The sequence below is a fragment of the Plesiocystis pacifica SIR-1 genome (genome assembly GCF_000170895.1).
GTDB classification, from domain to species: domain Bacteria; phylum Myxococcota_A; class Polyangia; order Nannocystales; family Nannocystaceae; genus Plesiocystis; species Plesiocystis pacifica.
Genome location: NZ_ABCS01000188.1, coordinates 1 through 9,679, shown reverse-complemented (window position 1 = coordinate 9,679; position 9,679 = coordinate 1). Strand labels below are relative to the sequence as shown.

The 9,679-nt window shown below is 71.9% G+C and carries 5 protein-coding genes and 2 pseudogenes; 6 read left to right on the top strand and 1 reads right to left on the bottom strand.

Annotation, left to right across the window (positions count from 1 at the left end; translation table 11 throughout):
• The 6 genes and pseudogenes from PPSIR1_RS40535 to PPSIR1_RS40510 form a co-directional block, all read left to right on the top strand.
• Positions 1-485: pseudogene (locus PPSIR1_RS40535) on the top strand (hypothetical protein); the annotation flags it as partial.
• A gap of 150 nt (positions 486-635) precedes the next feature.
• Entirely contained in the window at positions 636-1,493 is an 858-nt protein-coding gene (locus tag PPSIR1_RS45360) for an STAS domain-containing protein (protein ID WP_157596506.1), read from the top strand.
• Positions 1,490-1,711: a hypothetical protein gene (locus PPSIR1_RS40525; RefSeq protein WP_006977142.1), complete on the top strand. Its 222-nt coding sequence runs from the start codon at positions 1,490-1,492 to the stop codon at positions 1,709-1,711. The genes PPSIR1_RS45360 and PPSIR1_RS40525 overlap by 4 nt, the downstream gene beginning before the upstream one ends.
• Positions 1,708-2,871, top strand: coding sequence for an FIST signal transduction protein (locus tag PPSIR1_RS40520; protein WP_006977141.1), 1,164 nt, complete (start codon positions 1,708-1,710; stop codon positions 2,869-2,871). The genes PPSIR1_RS40525 and PPSIR1_RS40520 overlap by 4 nt, the downstream gene beginning before the upstream one ends.
• 84 nt (positions 2,872-2,955) lie before the next feature.
• Positions 2,956-4,380: a hypothetical protein gene (locus tag PPSIR1_RS40515; protein ID WP_006977140.1), complete on the top strand. Its 1,425-nt coding sequence runs from the start codon at positions 2,956-2,958 to the stop codon at positions 4,378-4,380.
• A 139-nt stretch (positions 4,381-4,519) separates the two neighbouring features.
• Positions 4,520-6,559: a S8/S53 family peptidase gene (locus PPSIR1_RS40510; protein WP_157596505.1), complete on the top strand. Its 2,040-nt coding sequence runs from the start codon at positions 4,520-4,522 to the stop codon at positions 6,557-6,559.
• Positions 6,560-6,891: 332 nt separating this feature from the next.
• Here the strand turns inward: PPSIR1_RS40510 and PPSIR1_RS40505 are convergent.
• Positions 6,892-9,679: pseudogene (locus PPSIR1_RS40505) on the bottom strand (hypothetical protein); the annotation flags it as partial.

Below are 9,679 nucleotides of genomic sequence, written 5' to 3'. Positions count from 1 at the left end.
GTCGTGGTCGAGCGCGCGAAGCGAAGCCCAAAGCCGGCGAGGCCGGGGCGGGCATCGAGATCCTCGGCGTCGGGGCGGGCATCGAGGACGAGGCGGTGCTCGAGGGCGGAGCGTCCGTGGGTGACGGCCTGGTCTTCGCCTTCTCGGCGGCCCTCGCCAGCTCGGCTCTGAAGGAAGCCGAGCTCGGCGAGGCTGACCTCGACTTCGTCGCGGGCAACTTCAACGGTGAGCACTACGACGCCTGGGAAAGTGCGCACTCCCGCTCGCGATGCTTTCGAAGCCGTCGAGAGCGACTGCCCACTCTCTGGCCGGCCGCGTCCACGGGCGAGGTCGGAGCCGCTGGGGGCGTGCTGGCGCTGATCGCCGCAGCCGACGCGATTGCGGAGGGCTACGCTCCTGGCAAAATGTGCGCCCTGGAGCTGCGATCCGAGGGGAGGGCGCGCAGCGTCGTGGTCCTCGGCCGCCCGCCGCGAGGTCGAGCCTGACCGCGCGGCCATGACGACGCGGGGGCGAGGCCGCGGCCGAAGCGGGGGGCGATTGACGATAGTGTAGCTTTCTATATGCGCACAGTGATGGGCGTATTTGAGAGGCGTTATCCACGTACGGTGCGCGGCGATGGGCTAGGATGATTCTGCGTGTCGCGGTTGAGCACTGAGGACGAGCGCGGCCTCGCGGCGGCGCTCGGGAGGGCCATGTACGACGGCGGCCTGGTGGTCGCGGACGGTCGCGTGCGCTACGCCAACACCACGGCGGAGGCTTTGTTTGGCGCGGCCCCGGGCGAGCTCGAGGGCGCCCAGGCGGGCACCTTGGTGGCCGAGCTCGAGGCCCTCGCGGGCGCGGCCGAGCTCGACGAGCTGGCGTCGGCGTGGCTGTCCGAGCGCGTCGACGAGGAGGGCGAGGACGACCTCGTGCGCCTCGACGGCGAGCGCTTCCCCGCGCGCCTGTGCGTGACCGTGCTCGACGAGGAGGCCGCGGCGCCGCACTTCGCCGTCACCGTCCAGGACGTCAGCGAGCGCCGGGCCCTCGCCGCGGCCATGGACGCCGAGCTGGTCGCCTTCGAGGAGCGCCGGCTCGCGGCCCTGGCCGCCAACGCCGAGGTCATCCGCGAGCTCTCGCTGCCGGTGATGAGCGTGTGGGAGGGGGTGTTGTCGGTGCCGCTGATCGGCTCCCTCGACCGCGCCCGCGCCGAGGACACGACCGCGCGGCTGCTGGAGGCCGTGGCCCGGGAGTCGGCCCGGGTGGTGATCATCGATCTGACCGGGCTCTCGGCCGTCGACGCGGCCTCCGTGGACCTGCTCGCCAGCATCGCCCGGGTGCTGGGGCTGATCGGGACCCAGTGCGCCATCGCGGGCATCGGCCCGCAGCTGGCCATGGCCATGGTCGAGCGCGATGTGGACCTGGCGGGCAGCCCCTGCTTCGCCACGCAAAAAGAGGCCCTGACCTTCGCCCTCGGGCGCCTGGGTTGGGCCCTCAGCAAAGGAGGTGTGGATTGAGCCAGGGATTCTCCAGTCTGATCGAGGTCCGCGACGCGCTGCGCCTGCGCATCGGCGACCCCGATCGGTTCAAGTTCATTGCGATCCGCGTGATGTTGCGGACGGGAGTCGACATTGAAGCGCCCAGCGATCGCCACCGCGAGCACGGCCGGACCATCCGGCGCGTGGTCGCGGCCTTGGTGGCGATGGGCTTCGAACTCGAGGAGTCGAGCACATGAGCGAGAAGGAACTCGGCGGAGGGGTCGCAGCGACGGCCCACTCGCGCGCCACGCAGGCGCAGATCATCGTCGGCGAGCTGTGCGAGCAGTTCGCCGCCAGGGGCGAAGACGATCCAGCGGCGATCGTGTTCTTTTGCGGTCACACCCTCGACGGTGCGGCCATCGCCGCGGGCTTGCGCGAGCGCTTGCCGAACACCGAGGTGGTCGGCTGCACGAGCGCTGGCGAGTACACCGACGGGCACTACGGTCGGGGCGGCACGGCGGCGATGGCCCTGTCGCGGGCCAAGGTCGGGCGCTGCGCGGCCGCGCTGGCCCAGCTGGGCGAGGGGGTCGACGCGGGGGTGCGGGCCGCGTGCGCGTCGCTCTCGGCGCGCCTGGGCGACGTGCGCGAGCTCGACGCCGACAGGCACGTCGGCCTGGCCCTGATCGACGGCGCCCACGAGCGCGAGGAGGAGGTCAACGAGGCCCTCGGCAACGTCGCCCCCTTCCTGTCCTTCGTGGGCGGATCCGCCGGGGACGACATCGCCTTCGAGCGCACGCAGGTGTTTTGCAACGGCGAGCGCAGCGAGGACGGGGCCGCCTTGCTGGTGCTCGAGATGGCCCCGGGCGTGCCCTTTCGCGTGGTCAAGACCTCCCACTTCGCGCCCACGGAGACCGCCGTCGAGGTCACCAAGGTCGGCGGCACGGGCCGGCTGGTGCTCGAGCTCGACGGGCGCCCCGCGCGGGAGGTCTACGCGGAGCTGATCGGCGTCGAGCCCGACGCGATGACCAACGGGGACTGCTTCCCGCACCCGCTGGGTCTGATGATCGGCGGCAAGGCCTGGCTGCGGAGCGTGCTCGCGCTGCCGCCGGACCAGCCCGGGGCGCTGCTGTTCGCGTGTCGGATGCTCGAGGGCGCGACCTTGCAGCTCATGCGCCCCCTCGATCTGGTCGAGGACACCGTCGCGGCCCTCGACGAAGCCGCGGAGGCCATGGGCGCGCCGATCGTTGGGGCGATCCAGTTTGACTGCGCCTACCGACGCCTCGAGATCGAGGCCCGCGACATCGCGGTGGACTACCACCGAGCCATCGCTCGGCAGAGCCTCGTGGGCCTGCACACCCACGGCGAGAGCTGGCTCGGGCACATGAACCAGACGCTGACCTGCCTGGTGTTTGGCTAGGGTTTCTGCGGGCGAAAAAGAAAAATCTTCGCCGCGCGCAATCCCTCCGCGGCCTCGATGGCACAGCTCGGCGAAGGCCAAGCCATGAAGACCATCGAGACCCTACTCATCACCGCCAGTGTGTTCCTCGCGCCGGCGATCGCCAACGCCGCGGTCTGCCAGGTTGACCCCTCGGGCAGCTTCGGCATGCCCCACGCGACCATCGACGACGCCATCGCCTTTGGTGGTTGCGACGCCGCGAACTCGATCATCGAGGTCTACTGCCCGGCGGGGGGCTGCACGCACCCGAGCGCGACGATCTCCGGCCTCAGCGACATCACCGTGGTGTCGGCGGAGCTGTGGGGCCACGGGCCGGTGCAGATGACCAACTCCTACTCGGCCAACGCCCTGTCCATCGACGCCAGCACCGGGATCGTGATCGAGGGCTTCGACCTCATCACGGCCAACGATCGCGCCATCGAGATCGTCGACTCGGAGGTCGTGGTCCTCGGGCTGCCGGGGCTGGGCCGCTACACCCAGACCAGCGGGACCACCGGCGTCTACGTCGAGGGCAACTCGCAGGTCGAGCTGCTCTACGTGGGCATGACCTTCAGCGGCACCGGGCTCGAGGTCCTGACCGGAGGCAGCGCCATGGCCCCGCAGGTCGCGGCGACGGGGATGGTCGCCATGAACAACGATCGCGCCGCCGTCGTCGACGGCTCGCCGGGGCCCGTGCTCGACATCCGCAGCGACTACGGCCTCGCGGTCCACAACTACGTGATGCGCAACGACGAGGGGATCTACGCCGGCGGCGAGTCCGACGTGACCATCGATCACACCCTGTTCGCCGCCAACTTGCGGCTGTGGCCCGGCTCGCCCTTGGCCCCGGTGCTGCTCGAGGTCGATGGCCACGCCGACATGACCCTGCGCAACGTGCTGATCTACGACAACGACGCCAAGCCCAACCCCGGCGTCCAGGTCCCGTGGTCGATGTTCCGGTGGCCGTGGTCCTGCGGCGGTTCGCCGTGCCTCAACACCCCCGGGAAGATCCTCGAGCACGGCAGCAGCGGCATGGTCGAGATCGTCGCCAGCACCGTCATCGACAACCAGACCGACCTGGTGTTCAACATCTCCGGCAGCGGCTCGGGCCAGATGATCGTCGACCACACGATCCTCGCCCACAACTGGGGGAAGGTGTTCTCGATGAGCAGCTTCAGCGGGTGCCCGCCGGTCCAGGGCGTCGCCTCCTACTTTTGGGACAACCGCGTCAACGCGGCCCCGGTCGGGTGCCCGCCGCCCGGGATCGGGATCTGGGACCCCGCGCCGATCTCCGCCGGGTTCACGCCCGACGACGTGCCCGGCTTCCCGTCGATCCCGGCGCCCTTCGGCGATCTCTACTGGGTGACCTCGTACGAGCCGATGGCGCCCTACGCCCTGCCCGCAGGGCTGTACGCGGGCCCATCGTGGGCCGTGGACGGGAGCACCATCGACGGCGATCCCCTCGACGTCGGCTACCACAACCCGCTGTAGCGAGCTGCGCTGCGCCCTTCCCATCGACCGACCGGAGGCAAGTGACTTGTCTCCGGTCGAGGACCTCCGCGCCCGCGATCCCGGCGCGGGGGTCGTGGCACTGCTGGGGCGGATGCTGCGAAGCGAGGGAGACACGAGGATGAAGATCAATGCGTATACGGTAGTTGCGGCCCTGGTTTTGGCTGGTTGCGGGGAGCTCGAGGACGAGTTCGAGACGCCGATGGAGGCCTTCGATGGGCCTGGTGGGCCCGGTGAGCTCGCTGGGATGGGCGCCGGGCCGCACTCGGGTTCGTCGCCCACCTTGCCGGTGGGCTCGCCGGCGGTGACCTGCCCCGGGGCGCGGCTGATCGGGCTGCTCGACAGCCCGAACGCGAGCTGCAATCTCGGCGGAACGCTGCCCTTCAACTGGGACGGCTACCCCATGTTCAGCGAGGGCTCGCCCGGCTTGTTGGCGCTGGGGGCCCCGGTCCCGGGCGAGCTCGGGCGCTACTGCGTGTTCGAGCGGGAGGCGCCGCCGATGGATCCCCAAGACTACGTCGAGATGTTCCAGGCCATCGAGCTCGCGACCACCATCGAGCTGACCGAGGTGGCCGTCGACTGCATGGGCGAGTTCCCGCAGGCGGACCTCAACGACGCCGCCGTGGTCGAGGGCATGGAGACGGCCTTCGACCTCAACGTCGACCGCGTCGACGACCTGATGGGCACGGACTGGAAGCGCAGCAACATCGACGTGACCCTGCTCGACACGGTGCCGCTGGGCGCGGCGAACCCCGTCAACAAGCACGGGCTGCAGCTCGCGGCGGTGATCGATCGCATCGCCTGCCCGGTCTACGACCCGGGCTGCTCGGGGGCGATCCGCAACCTGCTGGCGATGCCGCGCGAGAACTGGGTCGACGAGCCGGACTGGAGCAGGGGGGGACACCACGGGACGCAGGGCGACATCGCCATGGCGGTCTACCAGGCCGTGGGGGAGTGGGAGGCTCGGCTCGGCTCGCCCTCCGCCTCGGACCGGCTGATCCTCAACCTCAGCCTCGGCTGGGATCGGGACGCGCAGGGAGCCTTCAACACCGGGCGCGCGGCGACCATGGCGTTGATCTCGGCGCTGGAGTACGCGCGCTGCAAGGGCGCGCTGGTGTTCACGGCCGCGGGCAACAACGCCGACGAGGCCTGCCCCGGCAGCCACACCGGGCCGCTGGCGCCGGCGATGTTCGAGGAGCACCCGGCCCTCGACGCGCTGGCCTGCGCGAGCGAGGGCTACTCCGGCGGGGGCTCGGGCTTGCCGGTGTTCGGGACGAGCAGCTACACGCCGCTGGTCTACGCCGTCGGGGCCGTCGACGGCCTCGACCAGCCGCTGGTCAACTCGCGCGCTGGCGGGCAGCCGCGCCTGGTCGCGACGGGGATCAACGGCGTGAACGCGAGCTCGGGGTTCAAGGCGCTGAGCGGGACCTCGGTGGCGTCGGCCGTGGCGTCGGCGACCGCGGCGTTGATCTGGTCCTACGACGAGACCCGCACCCCCGACGAGGTCGCCGAGCTGCTCCACAGCACGGGCTGGGCCACGGGGGCGACCGCCGACTTCTCGCTCGCGGGGACCCCCGCGCCCATGGACGTGCGCCGGATCTCCGTGTGCGCGGCGCTGGACCAGGCCTGCGCTGGCGAGCCGCCCTTTTTGTGCCCGCAGCCCGGGTGCGCGGCCGAGGCACCGCTGAGCGACGCGGGCCTCGGGGACTTCTCGACGCAGGTCGACCTGGTCTTGGCCACGGCCACGGTCGACGCCTACACCGGCGCGGTGACCGAGGTGCCGATCTGCCTGCCGGGGCCGTGGACCAACCTCGCCGACCCGCAGCCCGAGGTGCCGGTCTGTCCCTACTGCAACATCGACATCCCGCCGGAGGATGACTCGGTCGATCCCGACGACGTCCTGAGCATGTCGCTCCACGCCGAGTACGCGACGGAGACCATCCTCGGCGTGACCCTGACGACCTACGACAGCGCCCGGACGGCGACGGTGCACCGCTTCGCCACCGAGGTGATCGACAGCCTCAACGACGGGAGCTCCGGGGTCACGACGGTGACCCTCGACGTGCCCGACGCCACGGTCGCGTCGCTGGAGTTCACGATCGAGTCGGCGAGCGGCGACGTCTACAGCCAGGCCAACGCCATCACCGTCAACGCGCGCTGAGTGCTACTTTGCCCCCACAGTCGTTTGGGATCGGGGGCGCTTCGTCGCTGTCCGCTCCTCCGCTTTGGCTTGGTGGGCAATGGAGTTCGTGCCTTTGAGGGGGCATGTGGTCGCCCCCGCGAGCGGGGGCGTGGATTCGTGTTTGTTGGGACCGGGGGCGCTTCGTCGCTGTCCGCTCCTCCGCTTTGGCTTGGTGGGCAATGGAGTTCGTGCCTTTGAGGGGGCATGTGGTCGCCCCCGCGAGCGGGGGCGTGGATTCGTGTTTGCAGTCCTCGAGTCGTGGACGTGGGGCAGGCGTCGTTCACGACGGCTAAATCGACAGAGACTGTGAATCAGTCACGGTCTCTGAGGCGAGCCGCGAGCTCGCGCGCGCAGGTCGCGTGCGCGGCCTCGGCCTCGGCCTCGGCCTCGCCGAGCTCGCGCACGCGCTGGTCGACGCTCAGGCAGGTGAGCGCCGCGGCCCACAAGCGCTCGGCGAGGATCTCTGGGTCTCGGCTGAGCATGGCCAGGGACCAGATCCGGGCGTGGCCGTCGGGCGACGCGGACACGGCCCAGCGCCCCTCGGGGCCGAGGGCGACCGCGGTGACCGCGTTGCCGTGGCCCGAGAGCACGATCGGCGGGCCGTCTTCGCGCAGGCTCCACAGGCGCAGGCTGTTGTCGTCGGCGTGGGTGAGCACGTGGTCGTCGTCGGTGAAGGCGGCGCCCCACAGGGCCTCGGCGTGGCCCCGGAGGGTCAGGAGCGTGCCCCCGCTGTCGGCGTCCCAGACCCGCGCGGTGCCGTCGGCGGAGGCGGTGACCACCCGCGCCCCGCGACGATCGAAGGCGACCGAGGTGAGCTTTTGGGCGTGGCCGCGGAGCACGATGGCCGACCCGGGAGCGCGGGTCGGCGTCGGCCACAGGCGGGCGTCGTGGTCGTCGGACGCGGTCGCCAGCCCGCGGTCCGCAGGGCCGATGGCGAAGGCCCGGACCGCGGCCTGGTGGCCGCGGAGTACGGCCAGGGCCTCGCCGCTGCGGGCGTCCCACAGCCGCACCGTGGCGTCGGCGGACGCGGAGATCAGGCGCTCGCCGCCAGCGTCGAACTCGACCTGGAACACGACGCCCTCGTGGCCGCGGAGCACGGCCAGGCGCTCGCCGGTGTCCGTGGCCCAGACCCAGACGCTGCCGTCGGAGCAGGCCGAGGCCAGCCGGTCTCCCGCCGGCGCGAACGCGAGGTCCATGACGCCGAGCTCGTGCTTGTGGTCGCGGCGAGCCTGGGTCGCGGTGTTCCACAGCGTCATCAGGCCGTCGTTGTGACCGGTGGCGACGAACTGGCCGTCGGGGCTGAAGACCGCGACGTTGAGGGCGTGGGCGCCGCGCAGGACGGCGAGCTCGGAGCCGTCGCGGGCGTCCCAGATCCGCGCGCTGGCGTCGCTCGAGGCTGTCAGCACGCGCTCGCCCGCGGCGTCGATCTCGACGTGTTGGAGCGGTCCGCGGTGGCCGATCAGCGGGAGCTCGAGGTCGGGGCGCTCGAGGTCCCACACGCGCACGTCCGTGTCCCACGAGCCCGTCGCCAGCCAGCGACCCGAGCGCGACAGGGCCAGGCGCAAGACGGGCTCGCGGTGCCCCCGGAGCACTCGGGCGGGCCCTCGGCCGTCGGCGCGGACGACCCGCGCGGTGCCGTCGAAGGAGGCGGTGACCAGGCGCTGGCCGTCGGGGGTGAAGGCCAGCGCCCAGACGCCTTCGCGGTGGCCGTCGATCGACACGGATTGATCGGGCGCGGCGATCGAGGTCACGCGGACGGTGCCGTCGACGGCCGCGGACGCGACGCGCTCGCCGGTGACGTCGAGGGCCGAGATGGCGACCCGGTGGTCGACTTCGAAGCTGGGCTCGATCTTGGGGGCGGGGACGTCGGTGCCGAGCTCCCAGCCGCGCACCGTGCCGTCGTCGGAGCCCGTCACCACCCAGTCGTCGCCGACGAAGCGGGCGTGGAACACGTCCCGCTGGTGGCCCTCGAGCACGGCGAGGGGGGCCCCGTCGGCGACGCGCCAGACCCGGGCCTCATTGTCGCTCGATCCGGTGACCAGCCGCGCGCCTGCGTCGTCGAAGCTCGCCGCGAGCACGGCCTTGCCGTGGCCCTCGAGGACCGTGGTCAGGCGGCTGTCGAGCTCGATGAGCCGCGCGGTGGTGTCCCGCGAGGTCGACGCGAGCACCCGCGCGCTGGGGTCGAGGGCCAGCGAGGTCACGCCTGCGTCGTGGCGCGTGAGCACCTGCGCCTCGCCGCCTCCGGTCGGCCACAGGCGCACGGTGCCGTCCTCCGAGGCCGAGATCAGCGCGCGCCCGTCGGGGAGCATGATCAAGCTGGTGACCGCCGCTTCGTGGGCGAAGAGGGGCTCGCCTGGGCCGCCGTCGAGGGTCCAGCGGCGGACCTCGCCGTTGGCCGCGGCCGAGTACAGGGTGTCGTCGGGGCCGAAGGCGAGGGCGAAGATCGTGTCGTCGTGCCCGGACGAGATCGCGTGGCTCAGGGGCCTGCCGAGGGTCAGGTTGGCGGCCGAGATCCAGTCCGAGCTCGCGCGCCCTGGGGCCTCGATCTCGCGGAGCAGCACCGCGGCGACGCTCGGATCGGTGTGCTCGGTGACGCCGACCTTCGTCCGGTAGTTGCGGTACACGCTCATCTTGGTCGCGTCGCGGGCCCGCGCGGCGTCGTCCTTGGCCTGGCGCAGTCCCCGAGTCCGCTCGATCTCGAGGTGCTGCTCGGTCAGCACGTTCCAGTAGTGCTGGCGGATGTTGTGGCGCAGCTGCGTCGCGGCCAGCCAGGCGAGCCCGAGCACCGTCACCAAGGTCGCGCTCAGCCCCGCCGCGGCCCGCAGTCGACGGCGACGGCGCGCGAGGGGATCGTCGGCGAGCGCTGCCAACAACGCGCGCATGTCGGGCCAGCGCGCGGCGGGGTCTTGGGCGAGGCCGCGCTCGAGGAGGGCGCGCAGCCACGCGGGCACCTCTGGGGCCGCGGCCGCGTCGCGCTCGAGCCGGCCGCTGCTGATGGCCGCGGCCAGGGCCGCGAGGGTCCGGCCGGCGAAGGGGCGATGACCGTAGAGCGCCTCCCACAGCGCGACGCAGAAGCTGAACTGGTCGCTGCGCGCGTCG

What these genes read in the sequence shown, in the direction of transcription:
- PPSIR1_RS40520 (WP_006977141.1), top strand. Translation starts at nt 1,708, where the DNA reads ATGAGCGAGAAGGAACTCGGCGGAGGGGTCGCAGCGACGGCCCACTCG.
- PPSIR1_RS40515 (WP_006977140.1), top strand. Translation starts at nt 2,956, where the DNA reads ATGAAGACCATCGAGACCCTACTCATCACCGCCAGTGTGTTCCTCGCG.
- PPSIR1_RS40510 (WP_157596505.1), top strand. Translation starts at nt 4,520, where the DNA reads ATGAAGATCAATGCGTATACGGTAGTTGCGGCCCTGGTTTTGGCTGGT.